Genomic DNA, 12,355 nt, shown 5'->3' on the forward strand with positions numbered 1-12,355 from the left:
TATCAAAGAGAATAAACGCTATTTTACCCCGTTTTCGCCGGGAAGTTGTTATGATGTCACACTGCTGTATAATAACAGCACATACGTCAGATGTAATGAGATTATCCTTGAAAATGGTATTGAGGTTGACATGCGAAATCAGCCCATTCAACCTTCCGATGCAACTTCAGAACATTGGGAAAAAACGCTAAGAGCTTTTGATTACGCAATTATAGATCGGGAGCCCGTCGGAAATGAAAGGAGCCCATCGGGATATATGACCAAAGGATATGTATTCTCTAACGGAATAGGCAAAGGTGAAGCTTGGGGTGCTTCCGTTTACCTCGGAGATAAACAGATAGAGACTACCGCTGATGGATATTTCGAAATCGAGAACAAAGAAGATACCGAGCAAACACTTTTGATAGGTGCTACTCTGCATAGTACTTTTGAAAAGTCTAACATAATAGCAAATTGTGGGCTTGTTGTTGTGTTGCCTGATTTTGGAAGAGCGAGAAGGGTGCCGAGATAGATAGTGAAATTTAAATACAGGGTGGCTCTTTACTTAACACCATATTAATAAATTGCTCCACATCCTCAACCGTATATGGATGAGAAAAATGATCCCTTACATTGTTGCAAATATTTATTAATGTAAAAAATCCCCGAAAGTATATTTACTTTCAGGGACTTAATCACCTTATATTTCGTCTGTGCGGCTGAAGGGAAGCTAAGCCCTATTGGTAATTCGCACATTCTGAATACTTTATTTTTGTATATTTTTGTCTGCAATTGTATTTTTGTATATTTCTGTCTGGATTTTATACTATAAAAGGCCCTAGATTCGCATATTTAGGAGGCTTGCTTAATTCTTCTATATAATCATCAATTTTAGTTTCTGAATCTTCCAAATTTTCTATTATTTGAGCAAGCAATTCTTCGTCAATTTCTTCAATCTCTTTATATTGTTCCATTTGAAGTACAACTGCAATCTCCTTTTTCCATTTTTTTATTAAATCAATATTCATGGTTTATTTTGATGTTTGTAAAGTGTATGAAGACTTGAATTTAAATTGTATTTTGTTGAAGTGAAAAAAACCTACCATTACCTGATTTTACAATTTTTTTTGGATTTATTGCTTCTGATAGTTCTTCAAATTTCGCTAATACTGTAATGTAATTCCCGTTTAATAATTTTATTTCAGAATAACTTTCGTGATCTTCAACTGAAGCAATATCTTTTATGTTTAAGATCATTTCCTTTTCACCATAGTACTTTTCAGTGATTACTTTAATAAATTCATTTTCTTTTTCCATACTATTCTATTTTTATTTATTCAAAATCTCTAAATTATGCTCTCCAAAAATGAGCTTTAGTACTTGGTCTTTTTTATCAGATTGCAGTTTTATTTGTAGAATCGCTTCAACTGGTTCTTTGTCTGATTTCCCATCCTTTTTGACATAAGTGTCGGGATATGCGATTATGTCAATGACTGACATACCAAACACATGTGCGATTATCTCAAGTTCATTGTATTTCAACTGCCTGATTCCATTTTCTAATTTACTTACAGCAGATAAATCTATATTAAGAGCATCCGCTATAAACTGCTGTGTAAGTCCCTTTTTAAGCCTTATTTCTTTTAAATTCTCTTTCATTCCCATATTTTGAAGTTATTGATTATCCAATAAGAATCTAATGCCCTAATCGCAATACATTAACTTTATTTCGCAATTTATATTTGCTATTTTCGCATACATGTGCGATATTTGCATGCAAATTTAATAATCAAAAATAGCCCTTAAAAATGAAAATCAGAGAAGAAATTTTAGAAATGATCAGAGAGAGCACAGAAGTTCGTAGAGAATTGGCCCGTCAGTTAGATGTGTCAGATTCTTCTATTTCCCGGTACATCAAAGAGAATGAAGAGAATGGTGAATTTACGAAAGCAATAGCCATTAAGGTTATTTCATTGAAATTAAACCTCCCTGAAAGTTTAATACTGGAGTCATAATCAAGCTGCGACACTAATAACAAAATGATAGAGAAAATATTCAATCAACTATTCTCTGAAGATGAACGGGAGAAAATCAGGTCCCGGATCAGATCCGAACCAATCGAGACGATGCGGAAAGCCTGGATACTATTCGCATATCTGTTAGATTACAGTACCTACGACATTGCCTGGTGTACAGGTAGAAAATCGAGACAGGTCAAATATCTGCTAAGTAAGGCAGAAGACCTATTCAGTGTGAACGACAGGACATTATTAAACTGTATTGATAAGTATGAAAGAACATTGGAACAACCTGGTGGAACAGATCCAGAAAACAATCGATGATGACGCCGCGGTGATCAATGGATTACGTAGCGGTCCAGACGTCGCCAAAATCAAAAAGAACTTCGAGCGAAACGTGAAAACGTTGAGTAAACTGATTGAGGAATTCAGTGTATTTGTTCCGGATCCGGAATCGGAAAAGATTGAAATGCCATTCGAGAGTGAAGAATTCGCTGAAAACTGGGAAGATTACAAGGCATTCCTATACGAAGTGTATCAGGTTATCCTGTTGCCACGAGAAGAGCGAAGACGGTTGAATTATCTCAACAAAATTTCAGGAAGAAAAGAAGAAGAGGCGCTCGAACTCATTGATTTTTATATTCGCAACCGGTGTAAAACGATCTTAATTCCGAAGAATTTCCAGTTGAATAACGACCAGCCAGGCGATGAACCGGAAGTAGAAAACCCTTTCACATTAAAACAAAAGATAATATGAAACTGAAAAAAATGGACGACGATTGGATTGAAGTCATCATCTATGGGTTGCTGGCTGCCGTGCTAATCGGATTATCACTGTGTTTTATTTTTCTATCCGTAAAAACGGACAGGCTTTTTGTAACAATTTAATTTGACCGTTATGTTCAAGCAAACGGAGAAGGAAACCCACGTTTTTCTGGAAGATGGCAGAAGCTTCACCAGTATAGCGAAAAAGAAGTTCAAAGGGGTGTACCAGGTCTACACGACAATAAAACTTACCGGCCAAATGGCGGATCAGATCAACGACCTCTATGGAGCCCACCTGAAAGTGGTAAGAATCAACTTCAGAGATGGATTCCTGCTCATGAAGTTGAAAGAGAAATCCACCTACCGGCATATTGTGAAAGCAATAAAAACCGTGCTTTACGGCCAAAGTTGATCCACGTTCAATTAAAACTATTCAATGATGAATGACTTAGAAAAACTTCTGAAAGATTATCCAGTCTGGTCGGATTTTGAAGTAAAAATGAAACCGAGAGCTATGTTTTCCAGCTATGATTGTGTAAATAACTTATGGGACGTCTATGAAACTTCTTCTTTTACGCTGAAGCTTATCACAGAAGCATACCCTAGCAGAAAAACTCCTGCAGGAGCCTCATATCTCGAGAAATGGCTCACATCCTTGAACGATTTTCTCAATATCAACAATAAATTGAGTAATCAACAGATAGCGGACCTCAATCTTATGTTGTATGGAAGATATAACCACTTCCGGTTATCGGACCTCAAGCTGTTGTTCGATTATATCCTTGAAAGCCGGTACGGTAATTTTTATGGCAGTATTGATACCCAAAGAATTGTCACCAGTTTTTTTGAGTACAACCGGGAACGGGAAGAGACATTCGCGAAGATTGAAGAGAGGCAACGAGCCGCTAAGAAGAAAGCGGAAAATGAAAAGCCCTACACACCGCCGGATTTGTCGAAATACGAAAACATCTATGGCATCCTGAAGGGCGGAGAGAAATATATAGAATCGCTGGCCAGAGAAAAAAGTGTATGAAACTCTTTCTGTCCATATCGACCGGGCAGGAGGATATGTGCTACAAAGCAGACATCCTTCATAAACTTCTCAAAGGTATAGACGGAAAGACAGTATCATCAACCGAATTTTACTCAATCCTCCGGTGTCTCCGTGAAGATATCCTGCAGTTCGACCAGTATTACAAGTGTGAAACGGTGTTCGATATCTGTTGGGAAAAAGACAAAGGCCTTCACGTGATCGACATCTCCACCAGATTTTACTCGGCAACATTAACAGCAAAACAGATAGATTGATATGACTTATTTCATCACCACAGCAGATATCAACCCCGGGAATTCGCTTCAGAAAGCAGTAAAAGAGATGGCCGGTAAAATAGACCATCGGACGAATTCGGACCCGGATCAGTTTGAAAAGGATCTCAATGAACAGGTCCGGATACTGAACGAACATCATCCACGTTGTACCCCCGTCCGCGTATCGAATAGCCGACGAGACTCTTTAGTCAAAGATTCAGATTTCAGTTTTTTTCTTCATGCAGGTAACTGGTACCTACATATTTATTTTCACGCAATCAAAGGAGAGGCGAAATTATGAAAATAAAGGACATAGTTAAACTCTGGATGGCTGAAAAGAAACTTCAGGTGAAAGCTTCTTCCTTGTCAACCTACATGAATCATGTGGACAATTATATTATTCCGGAATTTGGCGGATTGGAAGAAATTACAGAGGAAATTATTCAGGAATGGATATACCGTGCTATCAATGATGGAAAAATTAGTGGGAAATCCGTTCGTGATGTCATTATCACTCTCAAGATGATTTTGAAATACGGAGCAAAGAAGAAGTTGATCAACTTCCCGGACTTTGAACTTAATTATCCGACTCATTCTCTGTCCGCAAAGACAAAACTTGAGGTGTTGTCAAAAGCAGATTACAAGAAGTTGACTGATTATCTCTTTGGAAATTTCACATTCCAGAATCTTGGTCTTCTTATCACTTTATACACAGGCATGAGGATAGGTGAGGTCTCTGCCTTGAAGTGGTATGATGTGGATTTGGTTGAAGGTGTTTTTCATGTGGATGCAACGATTCAGAGAATATATTTTTTCGATGAAGAAGAGGGTAAAAAAAGGACCAAGGTCATCATGGACTCTGCGAAAACAATTAATTCCACCAGAGATATTCCAATTTCAAAAAAACTACTACCTATATTGAAATCAGTGAAAAAGGTTGTAAATGATGACTTTTTTGTCTTGTCGAATGGACCTAAGCCTATCGAGCCCCGTACTTACAGGAATTATTATAAGAAGGTACTTGATAAACTCAATATACGAAGGATAAAGTTCCACGGCCTTCGCCATACGTTCGCTACATACCTGATAGAAGGAGGAGCCGATGTGAAAACTACAAGTGTGCTTCTTGGACACTCCAAGACCAGCATTACTATGGATATATATGTCCATCCCAACATGCAACAAAAGAGAAGTGCCATTGATAAATTCTTGAAATGATGAAAGCGAAAAGCAAGCCATGGACACTTGAAGAGTTGGATAATCTGAAGAAATATTATCCGGTACTCCCGTGGAACGAACTGCTCCAGCTCTTTCCCGGGCGCACAAAGTCCAAGATAAAGAATAAAGTCGCCCGCCTTGGGCTAAAGAGACAAACAAGATTCTGGTTCACCAAGAAACATATCGATTATCTGGTGAAGAATTATTCCACAATGATCAGCCAGGATATCGCCGACAAATTCGGTTGTTCGCTCTATTCTATCTACAATAAGGCATATAGCCTTGGTCTTGAAAAGGATAAAGAATTTATGGCCAATCATTTTAAGGGTAAAGCCATGGATCCTAACCATGGCGGCCGTAAATATCATTTCGAAAAAGGCCATGAACCTTTTAATAAAGGAATGAAGTTGGACGAATACATGTCGCCTGAAGCCATTGAGAAATCGAAAGCGACCCGGTTCCAATCAGGTCATAAACCTCACAATACTGGTCGGGATGGAGAGGTCCGTTGGAGGCCGAATTGCGGATACTATTACATCCGGATCAAAGAAGGCCACTGGATGGAATATCACCGCTATTTGTGGGAACAAAAAAACGGACCGATTCCCAAAGGATATAATATTTTCTTTAAAGACGGGAACCGGCGCAATTGCACGATAGAAAACCTGGAATGTATATCCAATGCAGAACTTGCCAGACGGAACACAATCCATAATTATCCATCCGAAGTAAAAGACCTTTTTCGCCTACGAAGTTCCTTGAGTAAAGCAATCAAAAAATCAGAAAACATATGAAAGCAATAGAAAGGTTAAAAGGGATGGTCAACCAGGCATTCCTGTATCAGAATGAAGAGGTGGTAGTCCTCAATTATTGCGACGGTACCGGTGAAAACGGGGATGAAGTGGAAATATACCTGAATAACGGTAAAGTGTTATGCTTCAATGTAAGTGAACTAATTTTCAAACTCGATCGCTTCCGTCCTATTACCAATACCGTTATCGTATTATCTAATCAGCGACTCGATGCGGTTTCTACTGTTAACCCAACAGTCATTAAAGATCTCCGGGATACGGTACTCAACCAGATCGAAGCAGTTAAACAGGATCCTGCCGCCATCGGCCAGGCAAAACAGGTATTTCAGGGCGTGAACACGCTTATCAATTTGGCCAAGACAGAAATTGAGTATCGAAAGTACCTGGACAAAATGAATCCAACAAATCACCAATAACAATTAAATATAAATTTTATGGCACTAAGTTTTTCAAACGTACAAAATGCATACAAAGTATTCAACGAGATCAAGAAAACAGTTCTTCCGGAACTGAGAATTAATTCATGGCCAGAAGACATGGCTGATTGGTCAGAAAGAGAGCGTGAAAACCCTCATTTATGTAAAGTATATGGATTTGACAGAAAGTCTGATGACGGTTGGGAAAGCTTGGTTTTCTTCGTAAAAAATCCTTCAGACGAATTAAAACAAAAATTCGATGAACTAAAGTCGATGGTCCGCAATTCGTCCATAGCCAGACCTTACGGGGAAGGTTCTAATATCTGGAAATTTGGTTGGTTTTAGAAAATAATAAAAAGGATATGAAAACATTACAGATTACAGAAGCGAATGCCCGGAAGTTGTACAAGGATGCAACTCCCGAATTCAAGGTTACTCTCGAAGATACTTTCGGGAAAGAATATTTCTCAAGAAAAGTAACTGATTGTGATACTTACGAAGAGGTTTGTCACTTTATCGGGGAAACTCCGATCGATGAAGAGGAATTGAGGAGGCTCGGTTTTACACAGGATGAGATCGATTACAGGAAACTAAAAACAATCACCAAAGCCTATAATGATGGATGGGTTCCGGACTGGAAAGATGATGACCAACCCAAGTATTTCCCATACTTCAGCACCGGGTCCTCTTCGGGCTTCGCGTTTCTCGGTACGGTTTACGACTATTCGGACCCGAATGCGGGTTGCGGCTCGCGCCTTTGCTTTAAAAGTAAGGAGTTGGCTGAATATGCCGGACGGCAGTTTGTCGACCTGTACAGGGGATTTATGCTCTAATTGAATAACCGCCGAAAGGCAAAATACTTGACAAAATGAATAAGAAAGAAACAAAAAAAGAAGTGACCGAAAGGATTAAAACTTTTGAAGATGCTCAAGCAGCAACCGGACGTCCTGACGTTCCTGAATTCTCCGACGTTCCCGAGGACATGCGGGATTATTTTAAAGCGCAGTACAAGATGGTTGTAATCACCGAGGCTCTTAATGAGGGGTGGAAAGCAGACTGGTCGGATAGTAGCCAGGCTAAATATTATCCCTGGTTCTATGTGTCCTCTTCGGGCTTCGCGTTCGACGGTACGGATTGCGACTTTTCGTTTCCGGCTGCGGGTTGCGGCTCGCGCCTTTGCTTTAAAACGAGAGCGTTGGCCGAGTACGCGGGAAGGCAGTTCGTTCAAATTTGGGATGACCTGACACAAAAATAACAAACAACGGGTTGCCGGGCTTTGTGGGCTGTCCTCTTCGGGCTTCGCGTTCAACGGTACGTATTACCACTTTTCGTACCCGGCTGCGGGTTGCGGCTCGCGCCAATGCTGAAGAAATTCAAAGCCCGGGACCTTGCCTCTTGGCAAAAGATAACAAACTCGAAAGGTGTTAGTATACGTCTCTGACGGCAAAACGCTCCGAGTAGACAAGCAAAGATGAAAAGGATCGGATATCTATATGACAAAATTTGCAGCCTTGACAACCTTATCCTGGCTTATCAGAAAGCCAGGAAAGGCAAGGCTAAACAATACGGCGTCAAACTTTTTGAAAAAGATGTGAATGGCAATCTGATACAGATACAGCAGGAACTATTGAACTTGACTTACAGGACTCCGGAATACAAAACGTATACCGTATACGATCCTAAGGAAAGGGAAATTTCCTGCTTACCTTTTTCCGACCGTGTAGTCCACCATGCGATCATGAATATATTGGAGCCGATATGGACATCCATTTTTATCAGGAATACATATTCATGTATCAAGGGACGTGGCATACACGGCGTGTTAAGACACTTGAAACGTGACCTGAAGGATGTGGAGAATACCCGGTACTGCCTTAAGATTGATACCCGAAAGTTCTATCCAAGTATTGATCACGATATCCTAAAAGATATTATCCGGAAAAAGATTAAAGACCCAAGGCTACTCAATTTACTTGATGAAATTATCGATTCATCACCGGGCGTGCCGATTGGTAGTTATCTCTCCCAGTTCTTCGCCAATCTCTGTCTTTCATATCTTGACCACTGGCTGAAGGAAGATCACCGGGTAAGGTATTATTACCGGTATGCTGATGATGTCGTGATCCTGGCAAAAAGTAAGGAGTATCTACATGCATTGCTGGTTGAAATAAATGATTACATGGCTACCCGGTTGAACCTGCGGTTAAAAGGCAATTACCAGATATTTCCTGTCGCTGCCCGTGGTATTGACGTTGTTGGGTATAGGTTCTATCATACTCATGTGTTGTTGCGTAAAACAATCAAAAAGTCCCTCTGCAGAAGAGCGGCAAGGCTTAACAAGATGAATTTGACAGCAAAGGAATACAGGATGCGGATCGCCCCCTGGACGGGATGGGCTAAACACTGTAACTCGAAACATTTGCTTAAAGTAGTAATAGATAAATATGAAGAGGTTTGCTGATTTTGGAATTGACACGCTTGAGAACAAACGTGTTTTCGCGGTCCCGGTAATCTCTATCGAAGAACTTATCAACTGCGAGATAGAGGTATTGGACTACGAGACGAATATTACGACCATACATGGGCCGAACCGGTACATTGTAAAGATTAAGCACGAAGGAAAAGAACAGAAGTTTTTCACTAATGCCGCCCCTATTAAGGAGGCGCTTGATAGAGTTGATAAAAAGGATTTTCCTTTTATGGCAACTATTAAACCACAGCGATACAGTGGTGCAAAAAAGACATTTTATTTTACATAAATAATAAAAAATATGGCAAAGATCTACGTGGCAAGTAGTTGGAGAAATGAGTTTCAACCGGATGTGGTTGACTTTCTCAGAAAGAAGGAACATGAGGTGTATGATTTCCGGAATCCCCCAGAAAAGGCAGGATTTGGTTGGTCGGCCATTGATCAGAATTGGAGGGAGTGGGATATTGAGCAATACAAGGAGGCCCTCTCCCACCCGATTGCCGAAGCCGGCTTCAATTCAGACTTTAACGGGATGAAATGGGCGGAGGTGTGCGTGATGGTACTTCCATGCGGCCGGTCCGCTAATTCGGAGGCCGGATGGATGAAGGGAAAAGGCAAAAGAGTGTATGTGTACCAGCCCGTACCACAAGAACCGGAGTTGATGTACAAACTATATGATGGAATAAGCGATTCTATGGCCCGGATTAATGACATGATTATATTAGAAAACACCTGTTATAAGACGGGAAAACCTTGTAATTGTGAGGGATTGTGCAGGGAAAGCTATTAATCAAATTGAATATTTGATAATTATGAGATTAAGACTAAAAGCAAGAATACGGTTGTTCGTGAGAAGACATATAGTCTATCACTTGAGTGATGAATATGTGATGATTTAACAATATAAAATATGACATTAAAACAAGCACAACAAAAATGGGACGATGCAATCCAGATGAAAGTGGAGCATGCCCCCAATTCTGTCACGGAGGAAAATCTCCGGAAATGGGCTGAGAGATCTTCTCCAGAACCTGCCAAAGTCCTCTTTATAAAGATCGGGAAAAAAACCAGTCAGATCATCTATTCACGATCGGCCAAAATAGAAGAGTTGCGCCAACTTTCAATGGTGCCGGGAACAAAAGTAAAGATGACCGGTGCCGAAGCTGAAATGGAAAATTCACATGACAAAATCTTTACGGTTACACATGGACCAGCTCGAATGTGTGGCGATCTGGTCGTTTGGTTAGATGGATATTCAGGAGCCTATGCATGTGAATATTTGGAAATAATAAATTAGAAAAAGATGAACTACGAAAAAGCAAAAACCTTTACAATAGATAATAAAGGATTTTCTGATCAGAAAGGGAGTTGGTATACTAAAATTGAAATAGAATCATGAAAATAACGATTAAAAACACTACTAAAATAGTAGAACTAAACGGAGTGCCGGCACGAATATGGGAAGGGAAAACCGAAAGTGGTATCATGATCCACTGCTACATTACCCGTGTGGCAGTGAACAAGGATGAGACTCGAATTGAAGAGTTTGAGAAAGAATTACAAGAGACCCGAACTCCTTCGGCGGATATTCAGGCAATTCCGGCAAGACTAATTTTATAAACAACATGAGATTCAACTTAGAAGAACAATACCGGATCTATCTTCAGAAGGCAGATCTGGATGAGAGTAAGATGGGAGAAACACAAAAGAAAGAAACACGCCTGGCATTTTATGCAGGCGTGTCGCAATCTGTAATGTATTACTTCTCCCTCGCAGAAATGGATGAAGATGATGCTGTCGAGGAACTCGATCACGTCATGAGACAAGTATCTGAATTTTGGATATCGTTAGGCAAGAGAAATGAAAAAGAAAGATTTTAGACCACCAGAAATTAAATCAGGTTCTTTAATATTCGTAGATGACCGGATCCAGGACATTGTGGACACGATTAATGAAGCTTTCATTATCAAGACCTCATGTCTGGATCCATCCAAGTTCAGTATAGAAAGCCGGGATAAGAACCGGTACCGGTACGCACCCACGGCGGACACGTTGTATCTCTACCTGAGGGGAATCGGCAAGACGATATCCCGGACGGATCTCAGGATCATCCTCCGGGACCAGAACTATTTCGACCAGGAGAACCCGGTGCTGAATTACTTCAATTCCATTCGTGGAACCTACCAGGGTGAAAGCCACATCGACAGGCTATGCGAGCATATCACGCCGCGCGTTTTCGAGCGTGAACCGGACTATTATCGTGAACGTATGAATACACTCATCCGGAAGTGGATGGTGGGGAGCGTGGCGCAATGGAAAGACGGCAAGCCCAATGAAATGGTACTCGGGTTTATCTCCATGGAGGAATATATCGGCAAAACATTCTTGACACGCTTTTTTGTTCCGGAAGAACTGGAATCGTATTACGTGCAACCGGAGAATGATAGCCGGTTCTCCCTGGCAGACGTGTTCTCCAGGTACCTTTTTGTCTGTTTCGACGAACTGGTAGGCATCAATAGGGGTACGGCCAGGATCGAGGAATTCAAGAAATACGTCAGGCAGAAAAATATCCTGGTGCAACGTCGTAATGACGAATTTCCCACTGAACGGCCACGAGTGGCCGCAACGATGTTCACCACGAACCGTGCGGCAGAAATGGGCGGCTTTATCACCCCTATCCATGGAACAAGCAGGTTCGGCACCATAGAGGTCGACAAGATCGACAGGAGGTACTTCCAGAGGGTTAAACCCGACCAGATGTGGGCGGAGGCCCTCATGTTGTATGAAAATTCAGAATTCAACGCCGAATGGAGTAAAGAAGAAGTGGAAGAATTGCAGGAATATAATCGCCGGTATGAGGTGCGTTCGGATGAAGAGAAGTACGTGCGCCTCTACATCTTGCCCCCGGATGATGAAGAAGACAAGGATGCAGAATGGTGTTCGGCCGGCGAGGTGCTGATGAAGCTGCGAAGGAACAGGAAGATACTCTCCGGGGATGCCCTCAGGGTCACACCCCAGAAGATAGGCTCCGCCCTGACAGCGATAGGACTTAGGAAAGAATCGAAACGCACCCCGGGAATAGAGAACCCCCAATATAAATACTGGCTGAAGTTCAATTTTTAATGTGTACGGAGATGGGTAGGCATGCATGTGTTATATTTATATTATATTTATTATTAGATAGTTATATATCTATATATTTTTTTTGCGCACAAAATAATTTTTTTTGCAAAAAAAGCCACCTACCTACTACAAATTGCATGAAACCATTTACAGTAAACATTCAGGTGTGTAGTAGGCTATTATTTTAGCCTACTACAAAGTTACTACAAGTTGTAACTTCTTTTCTTGCATATTACAATATAAATA

The 12,355-nt window shown here is 40.8% G+C and carries 25 protein-coding genes; 22 read left to right on the top strand and 3 right to left on the bottom strand.

Features of this window, described 5'->3' with window-relative positions; genetic code table 11:
• Nucleotides 1-511, top strand: a 511-nt coding sequence (locus tag VB073_RS11330; protein WP_323404290.1) for a hypothetical protein, incomplete at its 5' end; no start/stop codon positions are given.
• A gap of 289 nt (nucleotides 512-800) precedes the next feature.
• Here the strand turns inward: VB073_RS11330 and VB073_RS11335 are convergent.
• From VB073_RS11335 to VB073_RS11345, 3 genes are read right to left on the bottom strand one after another with little or no spacing between them, the layout of a single operon-like run.
• A complete protein-coding gene (locus VB073_RS11335; protein WP_323404291.1) occupies nucleotides 801-1,007 on the bottom strand; it encodes a hypothetical protein in 207 nt (68 codons plus the stop codon).
• Nucleotides 1,008-1,047: 40 nt separating this feature from the next.
• Nucleotides 1,048-1,296: a hypothetical protein gene (locus VB073_RS11340; protein WP_323404292.1), complete on the bottom strand. Its 249-nt coding sequence runs from the start codon at nucleotides 1,294-1,296 to the stop codon at nucleotides 1,048-1,050.
• Between the two features lie 12 nt (nucleotides 1,297-1,308).
• Nucleotides 1,309-1,638, bottom strand: a complete 330-nt coding sequence (locus VB073_RS11345) for a helix-turn-helix transcriptional regulator (RefSeq protein WP_323404293.1) — start codon at nucleotides 1,636-1,638, stop codon at nucleotides 1,309-1,311.
• 149 nt (nucleotides 1,639-1,787) lie between these two features.
• Between VB073_RS11345 and VB073_RS11350 the strand changes: the two genes are divergently transcribed.
• The 21 genes from VB073_RS11350 to VB073_RS11450 all read left to right on the top strand — a co-directional run bounded on the left by VB073_RS11350 (nucleotide 1,788) and on the right by VB073_RS11450 (nucleotide 12,109).
• Nucleotides 1,788-1,994 carry an HTH domain-containing protein gene (locus tag VB073_RS11350; RefSeq protein ID WP_323404294.1) on the top strand — a complete coding sequence of 69 codons (207 nt, stop codon included), beginning with the start codon at nucleotides 1,788-1,790 and terminating at the stop codon, nucleotides 1,992-1,994.
• A 24-nt stretch (nucleotides 1,995-2,018) separates the two neighbouring features.
• Nucleotides 2,019-2,321 (top strand): hypothetical protein, encoded by a 303-nt coding sequence (locus VB073_RS11355; protein ID WP_323404295.1) that lies wholly within the window; start codon nucleotides 2,019-2,021, stop codon nucleotides 2,319-2,321.
• Nucleotides 2,269-2,754, top strand: coding sequence for a hypothetical protein (locus VB073_RS11360; protein ID WP_323404296.1), 486 nt, complete (start codon nucleotides 2,269-2,271; stop codon nucleotides 2,752-2,754). Before VB073_RS11355 ends, VB073_RS11360 begins: the two co-directional genes overlap by 53 nt.
• On the top strand, nucleotides 2,751-2,885 hold the full coding sequence (locus tag VB073_RS11365) for a hypothetical protein (RefSeq protein ID WP_323404297.1): 135 nt from the start codon (nucleotides 2,751-2,753) through the stop codon (nucleotides 2,883-2,885). Before VB073_RS11360 ends, VB073_RS11365 begins: the two co-directional genes overlap by 4 nt.
• Before the next feature lie 10 nt (nucleotides 2,886-2,895).
• Nucleotides 2,896-3,174, top strand: a complete 279-nt coding sequence (locus tag VB073_RS11370) for a hypothetical protein (protein ID WP_323404298.1) — start codon at nucleotides 2,896-2,898, stop codon at nucleotides 3,172-3,174.
• A 24-nt stretch (nucleotides 3,175-3,198) separates the two neighbouring features.
• Nucleotides 3,199-3,795 (top strand): DUF6633 family protein, encoded by a 597-nt coding sequence (locus VB073_RS11375; protein WP_323404299.1) that lies wholly within the window; start codon nucleotides 3,199-3,201, stop codon nucleotides 3,793-3,795.
• Nucleotides 3,792-4,070: a hypothetical protein gene (locus VB073_RS11380; RefSeq protein ID WP_323404300.1), complete on the top strand. Its 279-nt coding sequence runs from the start codon at nucleotides 3,792-3,794 to the stop codon at nucleotides 4,068-4,070. Before VB073_RS11375 ends, VB073_RS11380 begins: the two co-directional genes overlap by 4 nt.
• Nucleotide 4,071: 1 nt before the next feature.
• Nucleotides 4,072-4,371 (top strand): hypothetical protein, encoded by a 300-nt coding sequence (locus tag VB073_RS11385; protein ID WP_323404301.1) that lies wholly within the window; start codon nucleotides 4,072-4,074, stop codon nucleotides 4,369-4,371.
• The gene (locus VB073_RS11390) at nucleotides 4,368-5,288 is read left to right on the top strand and encodes a site-specific integrase (protein WP_323404302.1); all 921 of its coding nucleotides are present in this window, start codon (nucleotides 4,368-4,370) and stop codon (nucleotides 5,286-5,288) included. The genes VB073_RS11385 and VB073_RS11390 overlap by 4 nt, the downstream gene beginning before the upstream one ends.
• Nucleotides 5,285-6,082: an HNH endonuclease signature motif containing protein gene (locus VB073_RS11395; RefSeq protein WP_323404303.1), complete on the top strand. Its 798-nt coding sequence runs from the start codon at nucleotides 5,285-5,287 to the stop codon at nucleotides 6,080-6,082. The genes VB073_RS11390 and VB073_RS11395 overlap by 4 nt, the downstream gene beginning before the upstream one ends.
• The gene (locus tag VB073_RS11400; RefSeq protein ID WP_323404304.1) at nucleotides 6,079-6,516 is read left to right on the top strand and encodes a hypothetical protein; all 438 of its coding nucleotides are present in this window, start codon (nucleotides 6,079-6,081) and stop codon (nucleotides 6,514-6,516) included. Before VB073_RS11395 ends, VB073_RS11400 begins: the two co-directional genes overlap by 4 nt.
• 18 nt (nucleotides 6,517-6,534) lie before the next feature.
• Nucleotides 6,535-6,861: a hypothetical protein gene (locus VB073_RS11405; RefSeq protein WP_323404305.1), complete on the top strand. Its 327-nt coding sequence runs from the start codon at nucleotides 6,535-6,537 to the stop codon at nucleotides 6,859-6,861.
• 17 nt (nucleotides 6,862-6,878) lie between these two features.
• A complete protein-coding gene (locus VB073_RS11410; RefSeq protein WP_323404306.1) occupies nucleotides 6,879-7,349 on the top strand; it encodes a hypothetical protein in 471 nt (156 codons plus the stop codon).
• A 35-nt stretch (nucleotides 7,350-7,384) separates the two neighbouring features.
• The gene (locus VB073_RS11415; RefSeq protein ID WP_323404307.1) at nucleotides 7,385-7,771 is read left to right on the top strand and encodes a hypothetical protein; all 387 of its coding nucleotides are present in this window, start codon (nucleotides 7,385-7,387) and stop codon (nucleotides 7,769-7,771) included.
• 216 nt (nucleotides 7,772-7,987) lie between these two features.
• On the top strand, nucleotides 7,988-8,977 hold the full coding sequence (locus VB073_RS11420; protein WP_323404308.1) for a reverse transcriptase/maturase family protein: 990 nt from the start codon (nucleotides 7,988-7,990) through the stop codon (nucleotides 8,975-8,977).
• Nucleotides 8,961-9,275 (top strand): hypothetical protein, encoded by a 315-nt coding sequence (locus VB073_RS11425; protein WP_323404309.1) that lies wholly within the window; start codon nucleotides 8,961-8,963, stop codon nucleotides 9,273-9,275. The genes VB073_RS11420 and VB073_RS11425 overlap by 17 nt, the downstream gene beginning before the upstream one ends.
• A gap of 12 nt (nucleotides 9,276-9,287) precedes the next feature.
• Nucleotides 9,288-9,776 carry a hypothetical protein gene (locus VB073_RS11430; RefSeq protein WP_323404310.1) on the top strand — a complete coding sequence of 163 codons (489 nt, stop codon included), beginning with the start codon at nucleotides 9,288-9,290 and terminating at the stop codon, nucleotides 9,774-9,776.
• Between the two features lie 120 nt (nucleotides 9,777-9,896).
• A complete protein-coding gene (locus tag VB073_RS11435; protein WP_323404311.1) occupies nucleotides 9,897-10,283 on the top strand; it encodes a hypothetical protein in 387 nt (128 codons plus the stop codon).
• Between the two features lie 98 nt (nucleotides 10,284-10,381).
• Nucleotides 10,382-10,606: a hypothetical protein gene (locus VB073_RS11440; RefSeq protein ID WP_323404312.1), complete on the top strand. Its 225-nt coding sequence runs from the start codon at nucleotides 10,382-10,384 to the stop codon at nucleotides 10,604-10,606.
• Between the two features lie 5 nt (nucleotides 10,607-10,611).
• Nucleotides 10,612-10,866: a hypothetical protein gene (locus tag VB073_RS11445; protein ID WP_323404313.1), complete on the top strand. Its 255-nt coding sequence runs from the start codon at nucleotides 10,612-10,614 to the stop codon at nucleotides 10,864-10,866.
• A gap of 58 nt (nucleotides 10,867-10,924) precedes the next feature.
• A complete protein-coding gene (locus VB073_RS11450; protein WP_323404314.1) occupies nucleotides 10,925-12,109 on the top strand; it encodes a VapE domain-containing protein in 1,185 nt (394 codons plus the stop codon).
• The last annotated feature ends 246 nt before the right edge of the window (nucleotides 12,110-12,355 follow it).

It is taken from the genome of Proteiniphilum sp., assembly GCF_034927365.1.
GTDB lineage: Bacteria > Bacteroidota > Bacteroidia > Bacteroidales > Dysgonomonadaceae > Proteiniphilum.

Bases quoted from the DNA above. Each gene is read 5' to 3' on its own strand.
- VB073_RS11335 (WP_323404291.1), bottom strand. From the start codon at position 1,007: ATGAATATTGATTTAATAAAAAAATGGAAAAAGGAGATTGCAGTTGTA.
- VB073_RS11340 (WP_323404292.1), bottom strand. From the start codon at position 1,296: ATGGAAAAAGAAAATGAATTTATTAAAGTAATCACTGAAAAGTACTAT.
- VB073_RS11345 (WP_323404293.1), bottom strand. From the start codon at position 1,638: ATGAAAGAGAATTTAAAAGAAATAAGGCTTAAAAAGGGACTTACACAG.
- VB073_RS11350 (WP_323404294.1), top strand. From the start codon at position 1,788: ATGAAAATCAGAGAAGAAATTTTAGAAATGATCAGAGAGAGCACAGAA.
- VB073_RS11355 (WP_323404295.1), top strand. From the start codon at position 2,019: ATGATAGAGAAAATATTCAATCAACTATTCTCTGAAGATGAACGGGAG.
- VB073_RS11360 (WP_323404296.1), top strand. From the start codon at position 2,269: ATGAAAGAACATTGGAACAACCTGGTGGAACAGATCCAGAAAACAATC.
- VB073_RS11365 (WP_323404297.1), top strand. From the start codon at position 2,751: ATGAAACTGAAAAAAATGGACGACGATTGGATTGAAGTCATCATCTAT.
- VB073_RS11370 (WP_323404298.1), top strand. From the start codon at position 2,896: ATGTTCAAGCAAACGGAGAAGGAAACCCACGTTTTTCTGGAAGATGGC.
- VB073_RS11375 (WP_323404299.1), top strand. From the start codon at position 3,199: ATGATGAATGACTTAGAAAAACTTCTGAAAGATTATCCAGTCTGGTCG.
- VB073_RS11380 (WP_323404300.1), top strand. From the start codon at position 3,792: ATGAAACTCTTTCTGTCCATATCGACCGGGCAGGAGGATATGTGCTAC.
- VB073_RS11385 (WP_323404301.1), top strand. From the start codon at position 4,072: ATGACTTATTTCATCACCACAGCAGATATCAACCCCGGGAATTCGCTT.
- VB073_RS11390 (WP_323404302.1), top strand. From the start codon at position 4,368: ATGAAAATAAAGGACATAGTTAAACTCTGGATGGCTGAAAAGAAACTT.
- VB073_RS11395 (WP_323404303.1), top strand. From the start codon at position 5,285: ATGATGAAAGCGAAAAGCAAGCCATGGACACTTGAAGAGTTGGATAAT.
- VB073_RS11400 (WP_323404304.1), top strand. From the start codon at position 6,079: ATGAAAGCAATAGAAAGGTTAAAAGGGATGGTCAACCAGGCATTCCTG.
- VB073_RS11405 (WP_323404305.1), top strand. From the start codon at position 6,535: ATGGCACTAAGTTTTTCAAACGTACAAAATGCATACAAAGTATTCAAC.
- VB073_RS11410 (WP_323404306.1), top strand. From the start codon at position 6,879: ATGAAAACATTACAGATTACAGAAGCGAATGCCCGGAAGTTGTACAAG.
- VB073_RS11415 (WP_323404307.1), top strand. From the start codon at position 7,385: ATGAATAAGAAAGAAACAAAAAAAGAAGTGACCGAAAGGATTAAAACT.
- VB073_RS11420 (WP_323404308.1), top strand. From the start codon at position 7,988: ATGAAAAGGATCGGATATCTATATGACAAAATTTGCAGCCTTGACAAC.
- VB073_RS11425 (WP_323404309.1), top strand. From the start codon at position 8,961: ATGAAGAGGTTTGCTGATTTTGGAATTGACACGCTTGAGAACAAACGT.
- VB073_RS11430 (WP_323404310.1), top strand. From the start codon at position 9,288: ATGGCAAAGATCTACGTGGCAAGTAGTTGGAGAAATGAGTTTCAACCG.
- VB073_RS11435 (WP_323404311.1), top strand. From the start codon at position 9,897: ATGACATTAAAACAAGCACAACAAAAATGGGACGATGCAATCCAGATG.
- VB073_RS11440 (WP_323404312.1), top strand. From the start codon at position 10,382: ATGAAAATAACGATTAAAAACACTACTAAAATAGTAGAACTAAACGGA.
- VB073_RS11445 (WP_323404313.1), top strand. From the start codon at position 10,612: ATGAGATTCAACTTAGAAGAACAATACCGGATCTATCTTCAGAAGGCA.